Source organism: Oleiharenicola lentus (assembly GCF_051660365.1).
Taxonomy (GTDB): domain Bacteria; phylum Verrucomicrobiota; class Verrucomicrobiia; order Opitutales; family Opitutaceae; genus Lacunisphaera; species Lacunisphaera lenta_A.
Genome location: NZ_JBOZXB010000001.1, coordinates 402,501 through 421,026 on the forward strand (window position 1 = coordinate 402,501; position 18,526 = coordinate 421,026).

The window sequence follows — 18,526 nt, forward strand, 5'->3', positions numbered from 1 at the left end:
ATTAACGAAGCAAATACACGGCAGCCATCTTCCGGGAAAGGCCTTTACTCGCGCTTGGGGCCGAGGTTTATCAATGAGCTTCACCGCATGTTGCGTAGTTTATTTTTTCGAACTCTTTTGCTTAAAACTACCGCGTATTCGCGGGTGGTTTTTTCAGAACTGGCATGAGCAACCAACCTGTCATTTCAGTCCAGAACGTCAGCAAGGCCTATCGCATATGGCAGAACCCTTCCGCTCGACTGACATCGCCCTTTTTAGGTTCCATGGGGCAATTGCTGCCCGAAGGGAGCCGGGCTCAACGCTGGCTGCAAGCTCGCGCCCATGCAAAATACCGGGATTTTTGGGCTTTGCGTGATATCTCCTTCGAAGCGCGGCCCGGCGAAAGCATTGGGATTATCGGACGCAATGGCTCGGGAAAATCCACGTTGCTCCAAATCATTGCCGGGACGTTGCAGGCCACCAGCGGAGCCGTCCAAGTCAACGGCCGCGTCGCCGCACTTTTGGAGTTGGGAAGCGGCTTCAATCCTGAGTTTACGGGTCGTGAAAACGTTTATCTTAACGCTGCGGTTTTAGGCCTCACACGTCGCGAAGTGGATGAACGTTTCGACCGCATCGCAGCTTTTGCCGATATCGGCGACTTCATCGACCAGCCGGTTAAAACTTACTCGAGCGGCATGTTTGTCCGCCTTGCTTTTGCAGTGCAAACGGCCGTAGAACCCAAAATCCTCATTGTGGATGAAGCACTGTCCGTCGGGGATGTGTTCTTCCAGCAACGCTGCTACGAACGCATGCGACAGCTACTGGATCAAGGAGTATGCATCGTCCTCGCCACCCACGATCTCGGGGCCGTGCAACAGTTCTGCGAGCGCACTATGGTTTTTCGTCGTGGGCAGATGGCTTATCACGGAGCGTCTGGTGAAGCGACCAAAGTGTATTTTCAGATCGAACAGGAGGAACGGGTCACGGCTTTTTCCACTGCGTCCTCCTCTGTCAGCACGCTCCCCCTCATTGCGCCCTCGGACAATATCGAGATTCCCGATTGGCCCGGCGAAGCCGCACGGATCAACCTCGAAGCCGGCCGCGTGATCGGCAACGGTTGGGCGCGCTGTCGCTATGTTGCCGTGTGCAATGAGGCGGGAATTCCGAGCGTGCACTTTCGCCAGGGAGAAACGATGAGCGTGTTCTATGAATTCGAGATCCTACAGGACATGGATTTCTGTATCGGTGGCATCACTATCTGCGACAAAACCTCGCAGCCGGTTCATTCCAAAATCACTCTTCAAGATGGCATCCGCGGCCCGGCAAAAGTGAAAGCCGGCACGCAATTGCGATTCAGACAGGACACTGTGCTTAACGTCCGTTGCGACGATTACACCCTCGATGTTTCCCTGGACATGATCCCCGCACATCTGCTCACGCCACCAGGCATCACTTACGATGCTTACATGGCCGCGCAGCTGCGCATCTGCGAATTGCATGCTATTACGAGTTTTATGGTCCGCTTGCGTGACGAAACTGCCCCGTTCCAACTCTTGCATTTCGGGGCGACCGGATTGCCTAGCCACTCGCGCATGAACGTCATCTGCCCTGTGCAACCGTCATGAATGAAACGCCCATACCAGATTATAGCCCCGGCGTAGTTTACTCCGGCGATTACGCTACGTTTGCCGAGGCCCGCGCGTGCTCAACAGGCTATGAGGAAGGCATCATTCTGGAGAGAACTCGCGTTGCTTTGCACAAAGTAGTGCGCGGCGAGGCCGCCTATGAACGCGACTCGGTCACGTTCGATAAACTGGAATTGCCGTTTCCTCTACTCGCCTTGCTAACACGGGCAGCCGCGGAAAATGACGGTCGGCTTTCCGTGCTCGATTTTGGTGGAGCGCTTGGCAGCAGTTATTTCCTGTGCCGAAGTTTTTTGAAGAGCTTGCCAACGTTGGAGTGGAGCATTGTTGAGCAACCCGCCCATGTCGCCTGCGGTCAGCAAGAATTCGCCAACGAGACACTGAGATTTTACCCGACAATTCAGGAGTGCTTGAAACACCGACGTCCCAATGTGCTGCTTCTTTCCGGACTGCTGCAATGTCTGCCGGAGCCCTGGGAATTCCTGCGCGACGCCGCGACTCATGATTTTGATTGGATCATTCTTGATCGCACTCCGTTCATTCCTGCAACGCGGGATCGACTAACCGTGGAAACGGTTGCACCGCGAATTTATCCAGCCTCGTATCCCGCTTGGTTTTTCAGCCTGCCAAGGTTTCAGAATAATCTTCCGGCGGGCTGGGTAATCGACGCTGAATTCGATGCCCTCGATCGCCAGTTACTCGATGGGGTTGAGATTATCTTCAAAGGCTTTGCCCTGCGCCGACAAACCGCAGTTACTTAAACCTGCCAAGTTCAGTCCCGGAGCGCGCGCGCCACTTCTCAGCATTTTGCTGAATCTCCGCTTCACTCCAAAAGTGGCGGCACAAACGCGATCCACCGATGCGCGAAATATAAGAATCAGGCAGCACCACTTGAGAACAGAATTTCCGATAAATCTCTGCGTAGTCCTTGTCTTCAGCTCGATTACCGAGAGTCCATTTATCGATTTTACGTCCTAGAAATCCGGAAATGACCTCAAGTTGCTCCCCGCGGTCAAGATCGGTGCGATAGACTAAAACCCGATACGATCCATTGCGATAAACGGCCCACTTTTTTTGAGCCGGAAATGGTTCGGCATAAATATCGATTCCCGTCACCGGACGGAAACTCAGATCGAACCAATCGAGGCTTTCATCATGCGGGTAGCGCTGGAGAAAGAGCTCACGTAACTCATCTGAACTCCATGCGCGCTCAGAAAGTTGGTGCCCAGTATCCCGGAAAAATGTCTGAAAAAACGCCGACACGTTTCTCGCCAGCGGGTCGCGAACCGGCGTGATGAAATTAACGGTTAGACCCTCGCATTGCCGCTCCAATAAAAGCGCCTGTTCTTCAGCCGTCATTTCTTCGAAGCAATGAGCGTGCACGATTTTATCTGTCTGCTCGGCCAAGGTGGAATACACGGACACAGAGCCGACCTTGCCCATTTGGAAAATGTAAATCGGTGGAGATTTTTCTAAAGCGGTCATTAATTTCAGGGATGAGGTTCAACCATTTAGCTTCTGCTGCGTGAATCAACCACGAAGCCACCAATGCTGTCTCCGTTGCGAGCCCCTACTATTAAACCATGCAAAACCGACAGAAACAATTAAGCGATATTTTCCACGCAGCACCATCCTAGCGGATCCATTCACCCTCCTTTCGACTGGATTTCATGTGACCCCTTACCCAAGGTTAACGGCTACCAATCTGTTGAACCCGTGTTCAACCATTCAGCTGACATGAGATATTACTGCACCTACTTTGATCAAAACTACCTAACGCGCGGGCTCGCCCTGTATGATTCTTTAATCGCGCAAGCGGGTGATTTTGAACTCTCAGTGCTGTGCATGGACGATCCTGCTCATGGTGCGCTGCAAGAAAACGCGCTTCCCGGCGTGCGTTTGCTGAAGCTCTCCGAATTGGTCGCCAGCTATCCTGAATTGGCCGCAGCTCGCGACAATCGCTCCAAGTTGGAATTTTATTTCACCTGCACGTCGTGGCTGATGAAGCATTTACTCAAACAGCTCCCCGCGGGTGACCTGCTCACCTACCTCGACGCGGACATGTATTTTTTCGGTTCGCCTCAGCCGGTTTACGATGAAATCGGTTCTGCCTCCGTCGCAATCACGCCACATCGTTTTCCCGCCACGCTCTCGCATCTTGAGCGCTATGGTAGGTTTAACGTGGGCTGGGTTTCATTTTGTAACGACGCCACTGGCCAAGCCTGTGCCACGGACTGGGCTGATAAATGCGCCGCGTGGTGCTTCAACGAACTCGATGGCGACCGCTACGCAGACCAAAAATACCTCGATGCATGGGCCGCGCAATTTCCCCACACGGTTAGCATCACCCACCCCGGCGTCAACGCGGCTCCCTGGAACGTCAAAGATGCTTTCATCGCGCAAGATGGCTCAGGTGTGAGCATCAATGGTCATCCGCTCGTCTTGTATCATTTTCACGCTCTGAATCACTTGGGCCAGCAGCTCTACGATCCCAGCCTGCACAAATACGACGCTGTCCTGACGGCTGGACTACGCGACATCGTTTACCTGCCCTACCTTCAACACCTGCTGCGCCATCAAATCGATCCCGCGCAAGCGCCAGAACTGATCCCGCCTGTTCGCGCGGACGATCCCCGAAACTCGTTGGTCATTCCCTACCTGCTGGAGCGCCTTCAGAAATCCGAACTAGATCGCGCCAAGCGGCTGGACTATGTGCACGTGGTTGAGAAAGACCGCGACCAAGCCCGTGCTGAACAGGATCAGACCGTCAACTTCCTCCGCAGCGTCGAGAAAGACAGCGCAGATCGCCTGGCTTCGATCGTGTTTCATCAGGATAAACTGAAAACGGCCTACGCCGACCTCGAGCGCAACGTCGCTTACTTAAAGATGCTCGAGGCAGAGATTGCCGCGCACGTTAAAGTCAGTGCCGACAAGGACGCGATCATTGCCGATCTTGCGCAAAAACTTCAGATGGCCACCGCCTCCCGCCCGACCAGCCCATGAGATATTTCTGCACTGTTTTAGACTCCCGTGATCTTGCTCGTGGTTTGGTGCTGCACCAATCGTTGAGCACGCACGCTGATAATTTTGAGCTACTTGTTTTGTGTCTTGATGCCGAAGCGGAGGCTGCGCTGCGTGAAAGATCTCTGCCGCAACTTCACGTTCTCCCGCTCAAGGAACTCATCGTAAATTCGCGCGCATTGGCCGCCGCCCGCTTTGATCGCACGAGCGATGAGTTCAAACTCACATGCAAATCATGGCTTTTGCAACATGCTCTTTCGCAGATTCCGGCAGGTGAACTACTGACTTATTTGGATGCAGATTTGTATTTCTTTAGTTCACCCGAGACGGTTTTCGAAGAGATCGGAACCGCCTCCATCGCCATCACCCCACGTCACAATTCGACATCTCTCGCCCATCTAGATCGTGAAGGAAAATTTGACACTGGCTGGATTTCGCTGCGCCACGATTCCATCGGCCTGAGTTGCGCCAGTGCATGGGCAAAGCAATGCGCAAGCTGGTGTTTTACCTTGCATGAATCCACGCGGTATACCGACCGAAAATATTTGGACGTGTGGCCGATCAGCTACACTGGCACGCGCGTCATCGGCATTCCCGGGCTTAACGTCGCTCCGTGGAATCTTGCGAATGCGGTAATTGCTCCGGGGCCGCAAATCAACGGTCAGCCTGTCATCACTTTCCATTTTGCCGATCTCACGGATTTAGGAGGCAACGTCTACGACTCCGGCTTGTATCGCTATGGCTTCGAACCGACTGATCCGTGGCGCCAGCACCTGTATCGTCCCTATCTCCAACAACTGAGTGGCCACGCAGCGAACGTCGATATCGTGCCCACAGTTCAATCCAACGATCCGCGCAACGCAAAGATCGTTGTCCAGTTATTGGAGCGCACCCGCGCAGCCGAACGCGCCCGAATCGCGTGTGAAACTGCGTTGCATAAAAACCAATCCGACGCTCGACAACAGGCAGCCGACGATCGTGCGCGCCTGGAGCGAAATGCCCGCTACGAAAAGGAGCTTGAGCAGGAACGTGATGATCAACGTCGATCGTTGATTGCGCAGCAGGAGAAACTCAAAACCGCCTACACCGATCTGACGCGTAATATCGCTTATTTAAAAACTCTCGAAGCAGAGATTGCGGCGCACGTGAAAGTCAGCGGCGAAGTCGAAATTTACCTCAAGGATCTGCACACTCAACTCGCACAAAAAACGGCCGCTGTCGCCCGCGGCAATTACGAAGAATACCGTGTCGCACTCGAACCGATCAGCCGTGGCATTCGCCGGTTGATTGTCGCGAAGTTTCATCCGCGACTACTTCCGCAAATCCTCTGGTTTTCGACTCTCGGCGTGATGGTCGAAGTATTTTCTTCTCCTCAAGAATATACCGAAAGACCGCCGGGGCCCGTAAGATTTCGCAAAGAAACAATTTGGGATTGGCTCGGGCAAATTGAAAGCCTGTTTAACGAAAAGGCTTATCTGTTGGCCCATCCCGATGTTGCTGACGCCGTAGCACAAGGCGCGTTAGCGAGCGGCTGGGATCATTATCAACGCTTCGGACGCCTGGAAGGCCGGGCATTGAGCACCCCCAACTACACCGCAGGATTGCCTGACGTGGACGCAATCGCGTTCGATGCGGATGATACCACGCTGCTGCCTTGCTTGATCGGCAGACTTCAGACTCATCATAAAGTTTTGATCAGCGGCGTAATCGATGCCAGCGTGAGGTGGCTGCCTTCCGTTCCTTATCGACAGACAATTTTGGGCGACGTGATCTACTTCAACACACCGCCTACCGGATGGCTCGGGCCAATCTTGCCCTCCAACGCTTTTGCCGCAAGCCAGTCAGCTCCCAGTTTGGAGCAGCTTTATCCGGCTCGCTCGTCTCAAATGGCCGGGTGGCCGCGCATTTCCGTAATTACGGTGAGCTATAATCAAGCCGTCTATATTGAGGAAACAATTCGCTCCGTGCTCGATCAGAATTATCCGAACTTGGAATACATCATTGTGGATGGAGGTTCGACCGATGGATCAGTGGAGATTATTAAAAAATATGCGAACCGCCTGACTTGGTGGGTAAGCGAAAAAGATCGCGGCCAATCTCACGCTTTGAACAAAGGGTTCAGCCGCGCCACTGGAAAAATCCTGACGTGGTTGAACAGCGACGACCGGCTTGCTCCCGGCAGCTTGTTCACGGTTGGCCAGACCTTTTTGTTACATACGATCGATGTGGTGGCCGGACGTTGTGCGCGCGTGGCCGATTTGTCCGCTGTGCCGCATCATATCCATCGTAACTACCTGCCGCTCGACCGAATTGAATCACTTTCTGTCGTCGACCTGCTCGACCTTGATCGTTGCTGGCTGCAAGGTTGGTTCTTCCACCAACCGGAAATTTTTTTCTCACGGGAAATTTTTGACCGTGCAGGCGGCAAGCTGCGCGAAGATCTTTATTACAGCATGGATTATGACTTGTGGGTTCGCCTGGCCAAAGCCGGAGCGAAAATTTTTGCCGTGCCGGAAATTTTGGCGCTCTTCCGCGAACACGCTAAACAGAAAACCGGTGGAACCGAGCTGCCCTATCTGCCCGAATTGCGCGCCGTCAACGCCGAGCACCGCGCGGCCATTTAAGTTCTCACGATTCATTTCGCATGCCTTCGACTTTCGACTCTTTCACTGCCTGGCTTGAAACGCTTCCTCAATGGCGCGGCTGGCTCCAACTCTCTCCTGAGCGGGCCTACATGCATACGGAGGAAGATTACAACACGCAGTATGGAGTGACACCGGCGGATCCCGCTGAAGGTGAAGGCCTGTGTAATCTGCTTAAAACGCATGAGGTCGATACCTCGGGGCCCGCTTTGGAAATCGGATGCGGGACTGGTTACCTCACCTTCGGAGTCGGGCAGCATTATCCTGGCCCGGATTTTCTTATCACAGATCCCTCGCCGGCTTTTTTATGCCTGACGCAGAACCAATTCGATGGCCGCAGCACAGGGACGACGCGTCGCCATTATGCAGTGTTCAATGCGGATGATCTCAGCTTACTGCCGGCGGAAATGTTTTCAGTCATCTCACTGCGATCCACTTTGCACCACATCCTCCACGTGGACGATTTCATCGCCGGGTGCGCGCGTGCGCTCAAACCCGGCGGCGCATTGCTCATGGGCGCGGAACCCGTGGAAAGCGGCTATCTTCTGATGGCTTCGGTTGCGAAGTTTATTCCCACCGCGCTGCGGGCTGCTGGGGTGGACATGAAGCCTGAATGGACGCGTCAGCTCAACGACTTTACCGACACGGTAAAGTTCAGCTGCATTCGCGACATCGATAAACGCACCGCTGAGGACAAGCACATGTTCCATCCTCACGATATTGCAGAGGTAGGCGCAGCGCATGGCCTGCAAATGAAATTTTTGCCCACCGCGACTTTCCGCGATTACGCGCCGCCTTTCGCTCGGAGCTTCAAAGGATTCACGGATTTCTTTTTCATCTACATCCAATACTGCATGCGGTTCGACGCGGAGTTTCTGGAACTAATTCGAGCCCACCTGAAGGATCAGCTGTCATATATCGACGATTGCTATCGCAGTCACCCTGGCCCCGCGATGACAGGCGTTTTTTTGCTCAAAAAGACACAGAGAAACCAATCGCGGGATTTCAGCTGACATCTCCTCTTACAACTCCTTCTTTGGGCCGAATGTCCCCTTCGCTCCCTCATCTATTTGATCGGCTCACCATGTCCGTTGGCATGTCGCACATGAGCTTAAAGATGTCGCACGCGTCATGAGATATTTTTGCACGTTTTTTGACTCAAATTACCTAAGCCGTGGCTTGGCCTTGCACCAGTCTTTAGAAGCTCATGTAGGCAACTTCGAATTAGTCGTGCTGTGTCTGGATGCGGGTGCATTGGCGGCCATGAACCTCCGTTCTTTACCTAAAGTCAGACCAATCAGCTTGGCGGATTTTTTGAATAGGAATCCCAGGCTAGCCGCCTCAAAAAATGACCGGACAGCCCTGGAATTTTATTTCACCTGCACCCCGTGGCTTTTGAAGGAAGTGCTTCCCAAGATCCCAAATGGCGAGTTGCTGACGTTCCTCGACACGGACATTTATTTCTACAGTTCACCTGATGCGATATTTGCGGAAATAGGGCCCGCTTCCATCGCCATCAGCGCAAGGCGATACCCCGCTGCGTTAAGCGACCTCGAACGTTACGGCCAATACAACACCGGTTGGGTGTCTTTACGAAACAACCCCAGTGGCCATGCGTGCGCAGCCACTTGGGCGGAACAATGTGCTGCCTGGTGCTTCAATGCCTTGGAATCAGAAAAGCACACCGACCAGAAATATTTGGATGCGTGGAGCACGCTCTACAGCGATTGCATCTCGATCAAAAACCCCGGATGCAACGTCGCCCCTTGGAACATCGGTGCCGCGAATTTAACCTCTACCGAAGAAGGGCTCCGGGTTGGCACCGTCCCTCTCATATTTTATCATTTTCACGGGCTGCTTCACTTCGGGAGGCAAATTTATTCCGCTCAACTGGAACGCTACGATGCGACGCTGAATTCTACCCTGCGAACCCAACTCTACCTTCCTTACCTCAAGACGTTGCAAGCAGTGGACGCACCAGAACTGGAGGTAGAACTTCTTCCCCGATTCCCAGGAGGCGGTAGCGCTGCGCACACATTGCTGCCTGAAGCGTTAAATCGGGTGCAATCATCCGAAATCGAGAGAATTCGCCGGCTGGCCTCGATCGAAAAATTTCGTAAGACCGCCACCCTGGACGTCGAAGCGGCCCGAGATTCAATGAAGGCCGCTCGCGCTATTAACAAACGTCTCAGCGACGCCATCAGTGAGCTCAAAACAGAGATCGAGGATTTGAAAAGACGCCTCGTCGAACATTACGAGCGTCATGAGCTCACTGCGGCGGACAGTGCGGCTCGCTTGATAACGATCAACCTTTACGAAGATAAATTGAAGACGGCTTATGACGATCTTGATCGAAACGTGTTATACTTGAAAACGCTCGAGGCCGAAATCGCTGCGCACATCAAGCTCAGTGCCGAACGCGATGCGACGATCGCAAACTTGAATAAACAACTTTCCCAGCACGTGAATGCCCCAACAACGATGACTCCAGAAGCTATTCATGCTCAAATCGGGCCCTACGCGCGGCATCTTCGCCGCGTTATTGTTGCCAAGTATCACTCAAATCTGCTGCCGCAAATTCTCTGGTTGTCAGCTCTGGGCGTGCAAGTGCAGGTCTACGAAAGTCCGGATGAATATGCCGATGGATGCAAAGGGGCCGCACGATTCTGGCGGAAAAATCTTTGGGAGTGGCTGGGTGAGATCGACAGCATGTTTAATGAAAAGGCTTATCTCGCAGCCAATCCGGACGTCGGCGACGCAGTGGCCAAGGGCGCACTGGTGAGCGGATGGGACCATTACCTGCTTTTTGGCCAGCGCGAGAATCGTGATTCTGGCGTCAAAAGTTATTGCTCAGGCCTCGCGGAGTTCGATGCGTTGATGTTCGATGCCAGCGACGCCGCCTACGTGCTGCCAGTCCTGATCGGTCGAATGCAGCCTCACCACAAGCTGTTCATCAGCGGTTTTCATGCCGGCATCGATTGGTTACCCACAGACACGGCGCGCACGACAATTTTGGGCGACACGCTCGTTTCACTGCGCCCCCCTAAACTTTGGATGGGCCCATGCCAGCCCTCGAACGAACTGCGCGTTAACTGGCCGACGATTCGCGAACAAGACGTCTATCCTCAGCGCCCTCCGCAAACGGTGGATTGGCCGGTCATCTCCGTGATCACCGCCAGCTACAACCAAGGCGCTTTCCTCGAAGAAACCATCCGTTCCGTTTTGGATCAAAACTACCCGAATCTGGAATACATTGTTGTCGACGGAGGCTCGACCGACGGCTCGGTCGAGATCATCAAAAAATATGCGGATCGGCTCACTTGGTGGGTCAGTGAAAAAGATGAAGGCCAATCGCACGCACTCAACAAAGGCCTTCAGCACGCCACCGGAAAAATCATTACTTGGGTAAACAGCGACGATCGCCTCGCTCCTGCGAGCCTCTACACTGTCGCGCAAACCTTTCTTCTTCACAGCACAGATCTGGTCGTTGGGCGATGCGCCCGAGTCACTGAACAAGAAATTCGCCCTCATCACGTTCACCGCTCGTTGTTACCTCTGGGCTCCATCGCATCGCTCAAAATCGATCAATTGCTCGATTTGGAAACCCATTTGCTCACGGGTAATTTTTTCCAGCAACCGGAAGTGTTTTTCAGCCGCGAGATTTTCGAACGCGCCGGCGCGAGGCTGCGTGAAGATCTGCATTACAGCATGGATTACGAGCTCTGGCTGCGCATGGCGAAAGCGGGTGCGCGGGCATTTTCGATTCCCGAAGTCCTCGCAATTTACCGTCAGCATAAACACCAAAAAACCGGTGGAGATGCGCCGGCTCACGTGCCGGAGTTGCGCCATGTGAATGCGGAGTATTTCCCGGCAAACGGTGCTGTCCGCTAAGCTCGCGCATGCAGTCCACCGCCAAATCATTTCGTAGCTGGATAGAAGCGTTGCCACGCTGGCATGGATGGCTGCAGGTTTCTGCTGAGCGGCCTTATGCACATGCCGAGGAAGCTTACGACGATCAGTATGGGGTCGAAGCGGCAACGCCCGAAGAAGGTGAAGGTCTGTGCAGGCTACTCCGAACTCATGGGGTAGATACGACCGGCCCCGCCTTGGAGGTGGGATGCGGAACCGGCGTGCTTACTCATGGCCTGGCAAAGCACTACCCCGGCTCTGATTTTTTGATTACGGATCCCTCGGCCGCTTTTCTCCGCATCACGCAGTCACAATTCAAAAATCGACCCGCTTCTCGACCAGACTTACATTTCGCCGTATTGAACGCCGATGATTTAGGCCTGCTTCCGGCCGAAATGTTTTCGCTCATCGCGATGCGTTCAACGCTGCACCACATCTTGCGACCAGATGTTTTTATCACCGCATCGGCTGAAAGACTAAGGCCGAACGGAGCTTTGGTGATGGGTGCGGAACCCGTGGAAAGTGGCTATCTGTTAATGGGTGTCGTTGGCCAGCTCATCTCACCCGTGCTGCAAAATGCCGGGGTGAAACTACTCCCTAAGTGGAATACCCAATTAAAAAATTTCACTGATACCATTCAGTTCTATTGCCAACGCGACCTCAACAAATCCACCGCTGAGGACAAACATCTGTTTCGCGTGCACGAACTCGCCGAATTGGGTCGCCAGCACGGCTTGCAATTACGCTTTTTCCCTAACGCTTCCTTGAGCGACTACGTCGAACCGTTCCAACCTGACTTCGAGAATTTCAGCGGATTCTTTTTCGATTATCTAAAATATTGCATGTTGTTCGATCTCGAATTCCTAGAACTGATCCGCCGCCACTTAGAACCACAGCTGAAATACATTAACGAATGCCATCGCAGCCACATCGGTCCAGCAATGACCGGCGTATTCCTCCTTAAAAAGACTGCCGCCTGAAGCCATGAAATCTGTCCCCGATAAACGCCGCACTTCCGATCTCCCCAAGCGGGTTCTTTTTCTCAACGATGTCAGCTTTCAATACGGAGCAGGCATCGCGCAAGCCCGGCAGGTAGAAGCAATCATGGCGTTGGGGATTGAGGCCGGCGTATTAACTTGGGCCGCCGGCGCGATCAGTTTGGAAGACGTGGCCACGCGACCGATTGACCCAACTCTGTGGCTCGGCATCAGGGAGGTAAATTATTTGGAAGGTGGAAAAAACTTTTCTGAGGAAGCAATTGTGGCAGGCCTCATCATGGAAGTAGCCAAATTTGATCCCACGATTATCATCGTTGGCAATCTCCACGCTGCACGCTGGCCCTTTAGCTTGCTGCCTGCCTTAGGTAAAATCGGATGCCGCGTTCTGGCCTTCCTGCACGACAGTTATTTGTTCACCGGACGGTGCGCTTACCCGGGATCTTGTCAGCTTTATCTCACCGGTTGTGATGCCACCTGCCCGACCGCGACACACTACCCTTCATTAGATCCCGCTCTCATCGCGGGTTCGTGGCAGACCCGACGCGATATCTTTAGCGGCCCGACGGGAATTGAGTTGATTGCCAACAGTCGCTGGAGCCGGGACATGTTTAAGACGGCAATTCCCAATTGCCGCTGGGCGGAAACCATCGAGCTCGGCGCGGACGAATTCGTTTTCAAACCAGGTGACAAACATGCGGCGCGCCAAGCGCTAGGGCTGCCTGACGACAAACCGTTGGTGTTGTGCGCCGCGGTAAATTTTCAAGAGGAGCGCAAAGGCGGACGTCAGCTCCGCGCCATCGTCGAAGCACTTGGCGATGAAGTCACTTTTGCCGCTTTCGGCCACAACGCCCACGAAATCCCCGGGCTCATCGGCTTGGGCTATCACTTACGCGCAGAAAAGCTGGCCTCCATCTATCAGGCCGCGGACCTCTTTTTGGGCACCGCCACCGAAGAGGCCTTCGGGCAGACGATCATGGAAGCACAGTTGTGTGGAGTTCCTGTCATTGCCTTTCACGTCGGCGGCGTGTCGGAAATCGTGCGCAACGAAATTACTGGTCGCCTAATTCGCAATGGAGATGCCCTCGAGGCGATTGAGGTCATTCGCGCGACTTTGAAAGACGAGCGATTCATGAAAGTCGCGCCCCCGTGGGCCCGACTTTATGCAGTTCCCCGTTTTTCAATGTGGTCGCAGGAAGAACGCTGGCATGTTTATATGAGTGGGCGCCCACAGAAAGGCACGGGACACCCCCCCCCGACCTTGGCCTATCCCTTAAATGAAAAGGACGACTCGGAAAGAACAGAAGTTCACCGCCCATCATGGCCGGTAACCGGTGGTCACGCGGCATTCATCTCGCAGGAGCACGAAACGATCTTCGCCATGACCGCGCACCTCCCCGGCTGGCAAACTCCGGGTGATACCTTCAAACTTTACGAGATGGCCTTTCACGCAGGCGACGTGATCCTTGAGATCGGCCCGTTTGGGGGACGTTCCGCGACGGCAATATTACGCGGAGCGCTGGCCAACAAATCCGCCCGCACATTTCGTCCTGCATATTACGGGGTGGATATTGCTGAAGATTCCATCGCTCGCACTCGCGGAATGCTAGCTGGTGAAAATCTTGGCGCTTACTGCCACCTCTACCATGGCGTTTTAAAGGATTTCGTCCAGCGGTGGCAGATCACTCCCACCATGGTGTTTTTGGATGGAGACCACTCCTACGAAGGGGTCGTTGCAGATTTGGAAATCCTTTCAGCTTACCTGAAACCTGGCACACCGATTCTCGTTCATGACTTTTTGAATGTAGAAAATGAGACAGGCGTCATCGGTGTCAAAAAAGCAGCCAAAGAGTGGGCCGCCGCCGGTCATGGTCGTTTCATGGGCTGTCACGGTTGCTGCGCACTTTATCTGACCGAGAACAAAGTAAACTGACCAAAACGCCGATTACCCAGTATTGGTGAGAGTCCGAAGAATCAAGTGATGCCCGCGCCATGACAGCCGGGCTCTGAAAAACCGCCATTCAGCGCATAAGTTCGCGCCCAAGCGCATCATTTGAATCTAATTTCTTCGGTTGCTTCGCACACCGTGCGCCCTCTTTAATTCGCGGTTCCTTAACTCACCAGGCATGACACTTTTGATCGTTCACTTTGCGCTACTCGCGTGGATTTCCCACGCAAGCGCCAGCCGGCTTGTTCGAAATCCAATCGATCGGATTTTGGGTGCAGCCATGCTGTTTTGGGGAAATATTGTGCTCAATTGCTTGTTGCTCTCGGTGGTCGAAAAGCTGGGGGAGTTCGATTGGTTTTTCCGCACATCTCTTGTGTTAGCTCTCGTAACGTGGTGGTTGGTCAGACGCGCGCCACTTCCGCCCGAAGAACCCGCTCTTGCAGGCAAAAACAGCAAGGATAAGGCGAACGCCTGGCTGATCGCGGGAGTATTCAGCACTTTGGGCCTTCTGTTTTTGGCCAACCTGCGAATTGCCTACGTTTACCTGCCGAACAACTACGACTCGCTTACCTATCACCTGCCCAGAGTGATGTATTATCTCGGCCACAATACGCTGGCCCAATTTGAAACCGCGGACATCCGGCAGGTTTATTTTTCGTTTAACTACAATCTGCTTCAACTCGCCTGCTTCGGTTACGGCGCACCCTTTCAATCGATCAATTTCCTGAACGTCGCTTCGTGGGTGGTCACCGGCTTCGGCGTGTATCGCGTGTCACGTTTGTCTGGATGCAGTTTTAACGGCTCGCTCATCGCCACGTGGCTCACCCTCACCTCCACGGGCGTGTTAGCGCAAGCCACGGCAACCACTCTCGATCTTCCGACAATCGCCTCATTGCTCGCCTCATTTGTATTCGCTTTACGTTGGATACAATCAAGGCGCACCGCCGATGCGGTGCTGGCTGGCCTCGCCGCCGGTATTTCCGCAGGCGCAAAACTTACGGTAGTGTTTTTCGGACCTGCCGTGGTTTTCCTGATCGTCGCCTTCTGGTATCAACATTGGCGACGTGGAGAGAATCGGATCTTTTTCGCCGGCGTGCGTGCCTGGATCACGCCAGCCCTGATCGCGATTCTCCTGAGTATTCCGTTCATCATCTATAACCTCGTGGCCACGGGTCATTGGATGACGGACAAACTGGATTTCACCATGAACAAGCCGTTCAGCTTCATGGGATTTCTCCAAACTTCGAAGGCCTACCTATTTCAGTTATTTTTCGAGCCTACCGGTCGCTTCACGTTCGATCTCGATGTAATCGGCCAGCTCAACGATTGGTTCAGTCGGACATTCTTCAGTAACTGGAACGAAGCTCATGCGTATTCCGGATTTTATGTTATCCCGCCGGATCTGAACGAAGATCACGTGTGGTATGGTTTTGCCGGCCCGTTCTTTCTTATCTGCGGATTAATCTGTTTGTGGAAAGACCGCCGCCTAAACGGGCCAGTCGCCTGGTTCGCACTGCTCTCCATTGCCTGGTTCATCACTTACTTCGCGATGAACAAATGGTCACTCTACATTCAGCGCTATTTCCTCCCTGCGGTCGTGCTACTCGCGCCGAGTGTCGCGGTTATTTGGGACCGCAACAAACCTGACTCCCGGTGGGTGGCCGCGCTGCGACGTGGCTGTTTTTTCTTGGTCGCCGTGACTGCGCTTTGGTTCTCGTTCCATTACTTGGCTAAAAACCACAACCGTCCTTTTTCACTGCCTTATAGCGATTTTCAACCGCCGCAGATTTTCCCGAAAATCCCCGCTACGCTCCAGCAGCGCCTCGCCAGCTACAAAGACATCAACATTATCACGGAAGGCACAAATGAGCGCGCCTTCCTGTTGATGATGTCGGGCGGCAATCAGCGGTTCACTTCCAGCCAGCAGGTCGCTCCCAAGAAATACAACGTGTTTTCATACTGGAGCTTCACCCGAAATAACATCTACAGCAACATCGCCCACATCGCTTCGCACACCATTGTGCGCATGCCCACCAAACAAACCGCAGGCGTGGAGTTTCTCGGCACAATCGGCGAGGGTGTGCATGCATTCGACTATGTCGGGCTTGCTCCAAATGCTGGCGCCAGCACTTCCAGTTCTGAAAACCGCAATGTCGTCGTAATCGTTCATTACGGGCCGACGGATCCAGATCGTTTCATCGACTGCACTCTGCGCGTGGACGGCCTGAATCCCCGCGACAACGCCCGTATCGAAATCGACGCGGAACTCATGGAGGGCCGCTCTCAGCGTCTGATGACGCAAACGTCGTCCGGAACCGTGAAGTTTTCGCTGCGCGAACCGTTCAAACGGTTAAGCATCCAAATTTTCGATATTCAAACTGGTCGGAGAGTTGCGTTTGGCGATCTTCCTTTCGCAGTCAAACCTTCAGAAGTCGACATCCTCGCTCCAGTCAGCGCTAACACCTTATTCCGCACTGAATTGATCGCGACCGGCACTGCGCGAGGTTTACTCCTCAACGGGCTGGCCGATGTCGAAGGCCCTTACAGCCAATGGGAATTACCGATGTTCCGCTGGGCGAAGCAACCTGCCGTTCGCATCGAACTCCCGCGAAATCCAAAACTAAAGCGGTTGAAGCTTTCGTTCGATATGCGCCTGCAACTTCGCGAAGAAGGACATCTAGGCGTATACCATAACGGCAATCTCGTTCGCGATGTGTGGCTCAAAGGCAGCAAGGTTTGGCACTCCGAAGCGATCGACGTGGTGCCATCCGCCGAAGAAAATGTCTTCGAACTGATCGACCTGCCCAATGATCAAGAACCAGACTGGCTCGCTTACCTCGATCAATATCCTGATGTGAAAGCCGCAGTCGCTTCTCAACAAAATCAAGCTCCTGAAGCCGGAGCCAAATCCCATTATGAGAGCCACGGGCGCACCGAGGGACGCGTCATCACGATGAAGAAGCGTGCCGGAGCAACCATGCCGGACTGGGCGGCTTACCTGAAACAGAACCCTGACGTGCAAGGTTATGCCGCAAGCCAGATTGGCGTCGCGCCTGAAGAAAGCGCCCGTTGGCACTACGAAAACCACGGTAAAGCTGAAAATCGTCCGTTACCCATGCGCGAAAATCCCACGCCCAACGCACCGCCACCCGATTCGCTTTACTATGTATATCGCAGCTTGCAGGTGGAGGGTTTCAGCACGCCATGAGCCGCGCGGTTAATCCATCGCCCCGTTCGTCCGCTACGCCTGCTCCCCGCAGCGCCTACATCGACACTATTCGCGGAGTGGCAATCTTCGGCGTGGTAGGAATCCATTTCGCGGGGAGTTTTTCCAATCCGGGAAATGCGTGGACGCCCTCGTTTTACCTTGGGCTCTACTTCGGTCAAATTTTCAACTTCGCCGTGCCACTCTTTATTTTTCTCTCCGGTGTGTTGGCCGGAGCGAGTTCGCGGCAGGTTTCCCTGTGGGAATATTATCGCGGCAGGCTGATCAAAATCGGAATTCCCTACGTTGCCGCTAGCGTCGCCTCATTTTTCTTACTCAATCATGTGCATGAATGGGAAGCACTGAGCGGGTTTACCGCGCACGTGAGCTGGCTTGCTCAAAAATTACTCTATGTTGGCGTCGAGCCGACGCTGTATTTCATCCCGCTCATTCTGCAGTTATATTTCCTGCAACCTGCACTCAAAGCGCTACCGCGCTGGATCGAATCGCTCGCGGGAGGTCGCGTGAGCCAACGTTCGACCATCGTTGCGCTGGCCCTGCTTTTCCTCGTCCTGCACGTTGTGTTGGGCGTGCTGTGTTACCGCAGCGTGTTGAGTTACTACGTCTGGTGCCGGCCGTGTTCGTTATTCTGGGCGTTCTACTTTTTCTGCGGCCTGCATTTTAAAGTATTGGCGGCACTTTTCTCCCGACGCGTATTACTGGCACTTGCCGGGGCCGGATTGCTCGTGGCGATCGGCGCTTTGATTTCAGATTTCAGATACCTGACTGACCGAAGTGCTGTGGGAGCGAATTTCGAGCTCAACAATATGGATTTCGCCTACTCGCGGCCCCAATTGCTCATCTATGATTTAGCAATGGTAGCGGTTCTCTCTGTGGGCATCGCACTCGGCTGGGCTTGGCGTCCGAGCATCCTGTCATTCTTTGGGCAATACACTCTTGAGATTTATCTCTGGCACATCCTGTTGCTTTACGAATGCGCATGGCGGCACGCCGAAGTATTGGAAACCTGCAAACAGATGCCGGAAGTCATCCTGCTCATCTGCTTCCTGATCTGCGTCATGATTGCCGGCGTGAAACATCAGTTCGGAAAGATGGTGGCGCTTATCCGACAATATCGGCTCGTTTTGGTCAAAGAGTCGTGGTGATAATCACTCTTCGAACAC

Annotated in this window: 11 protein-coding genes; 10 read left to right on the forward strand and 1 reads right to left on the reverse strand. The window is 53.7% G+C overall.

Annotated features, from left to right (window positions below; translation table 11 throughout):
* Window positions 1-164 precede the first annotated feature (164 nt).
* Window positions 165-1,604, forward strand: coding sequence for an ABC transporter ATP-binding protein (locus ACRRQW_RS01450; protein WP_438479468.1), 1,440 nt, complete (start codon window positions 165-167; stop codon window positions 1,602-1,604).
* Complete coding sequence (locus ACRRQW_RS01455) at window positions 1,601-2,383, forward strand: methyltransferase, TIGR04325 family (protein WP_438479469.1); 783 nt, start codon at window positions 1,601-1,603, stop codon at window positions 2,381-2,383. The genes ACRRQW_RS01450 and ACRRQW_RS01455 overlap by 4 nt, the downstream gene beginning before the upstream one ends.
* Here the strand turns inward: ACRRQW_RS01455 and ACRRQW_RS01460 are convergent.
* Window positions 2,376-3,107: a putative capsular polysaccharide synthesis family protein gene (locus tag ACRRQW_RS01460; RefSeq protein WP_438479470.1), complete on the reverse strand. Its 732-nt coding sequence runs from the start codon at window positions 3,105-3,107 to the stop codon at window positions 2,376-2,378. The two genes, ACRRQW_RS01455 and ACRRQW_RS01460, sit on opposite strands and share 8 nt — an antisense overlap.
* Before the next feature lie 252 nt (window positions 3,108-3,359).
* On the opposite strand from ACRRQW_RS01460, the gene ACRRQW_RS01465 reads away from it, so the two are divergent.
* The 8 genes from ACRRQW_RS01465 (at window position 3,360) to ACRRQW_RS01500 (ending at window position 18,508) form a co-directional block, all read left to right on the forward strand.
* Window positions 3,360-4,625, forward strand: coding sequence for a hypothetical protein (locus ACRRQW_RS01465; protein WP_438479471.1), 1,266 nt, complete (start codon window positions 3,360-3,362; stop codon window positions 4,623-4,625).
* Complete coding sequence (locus tag ACRRQW_RS01470; RefSeq protein WP_438479472.1) at window positions 4,622-7,267, forward strand: glycosyltransferase; 2,646 nt, start codon at window positions 4,622-4,624, stop codon at window positions 7,265-7,267. Before ACRRQW_RS01465 ends, ACRRQW_RS01470 begins: the two co-directional genes overlap by 4 nt.
* 110 nt (window positions 7,268-7,377) lie before the next feature.
* Complete coding sequence (locus ACRRQW_RS01475) at window positions 7,378-8,298, forward strand: class I SAM-dependent methyltransferase (protein ID WP_438482334.1); 921 nt, start codon at window positions 7,378-7,380, stop codon at window positions 8,296-8,298.
* A gap of 166 nt (window positions 8,299-8,464) precedes the next feature.
* Complete coding sequence (locus tag ACRRQW_RS01480) at window positions 8,465-11,176, forward strand: glycosyltransferase (RefSeq protein ID WP_438479473.1); 2,712 nt, start codon at window positions 8,465-8,467, stop codon at window positions 11,174-11,176.
* Between the two features lie 8 nt (window positions 11,177-11,184).
* Complete coding sequence (locus tag ACRRQW_RS01485) at window positions 11,185-12,174, forward strand: class I SAM-dependent methyltransferase (protein WP_438479474.1); 990 nt, start codon at window positions 11,185-11,187, stop codon at window positions 12,172-12,174.
* Window positions 12,175-12,178: 4 nt separating this feature from the next.
* The gene (locus ACRRQW_RS01490) at window positions 12,179-14,122 is read left to right on the forward strand and encodes a glycosyltransferase (RefSeq protein ID WP_438479475.1); all 1,944 of its coding nucleotides are present in this window, start codon (window positions 12,179-12,181) and stop codon (window positions 14,120-14,122) included.
* A 193-nt stretch (window positions 14,123-14,315) separates the two neighbouring features.
* Window positions 14,316-17,345, forward strand: a complete 3,030-nt coding sequence (locus tag ACRRQW_RS01495; protein WP_438479476.1) for an ArnT family glycosyltransferase — start codon at window positions 14,316-14,318, stop codon at window positions 17,343-17,345.
* Window positions 17,342-18,508, forward strand: coding sequence for an acyltransferase (locus ACRRQW_RS01500; RefSeq protein WP_438479477.1), 1,167 nt, complete (start codon window positions 17,342-17,344; stop codon window positions 18,506-18,508). Before ACRRQW_RS01495 ends, ACRRQW_RS01500 begins: the two co-directional genes overlap by 4 nt.
* The last annotated feature ends 18 nt before the right edge of the window (window positions 18,509-18,526 follow it).

Coding starts and splice junctions, on each gene's coding strand:
- ACRRQW_RS01500 (WP_438479477.1), top strand. CDS start 17,342: ATGAGCCGCGCGGTTAATCCATCGCCCCGTTCGTCCGCTACGCCTGCT.
- ACRRQW_RS01460 (WP_438479470.1), bottom strand. CDS start 3,107: ATGACCGCTTTAGAAAAATCTCCACCGATTTACATTTTCCAAATGGGC.
- ACRRQW_RS01485 (WP_438479474.1), top strand. CDS start 11,185: ATGCAGTCCACCGCCAAATCATTTCGTAGCTGGATAGAAGCGTTGCCA.
- ACRRQW_RS01495 (WP_438479476.1), top strand. CDS start 14,316: ATGACACTTTTGATCGTTCACTTTGCGCTACTCGCGTGGATTTCCCAC.
- ACRRQW_RS01450 (WP_438479468.1), top strand. CDS start 165: ATGAGCAACCAACCTGTCATTTCAGTCCAGAACGTCAGCAAGGCCTAT.
- ACRRQW_RS01490 (WP_438479475.1), top strand. CDS start 12,179: ATGAAATCTGTCCCCGATAAACGCCGCACTTCCGATCTCCCCAAGCGG.
- ACRRQW_RS01455 (WP_438479469.1), top strand. CDS start 1,601: ATGAATGAAACGCCCATACCAGATTATAGCCCCGGCGTAGTTTACTCC.
- ACRRQW_RS01465 (WP_438479471.1), top strand. CDS start 3,360: ATGAGATATTACTGCACCTACTTTGATCAAAACTACCTAACGCGCGGG.
- ACRRQW_RS01470 (WP_438479472.1), top strand. CDS start 4,622: ATGAGATATTTCTGCACTGTTTTAGACTCCCGTGATCTTGCTCGTGGT.
- ACRRQW_RS01475 (WP_438482334.1), top strand. CDS start 7,378: ATGCATACGGAGGAAGATTACAACACGCAGTATGGAGTGACACCGGCG.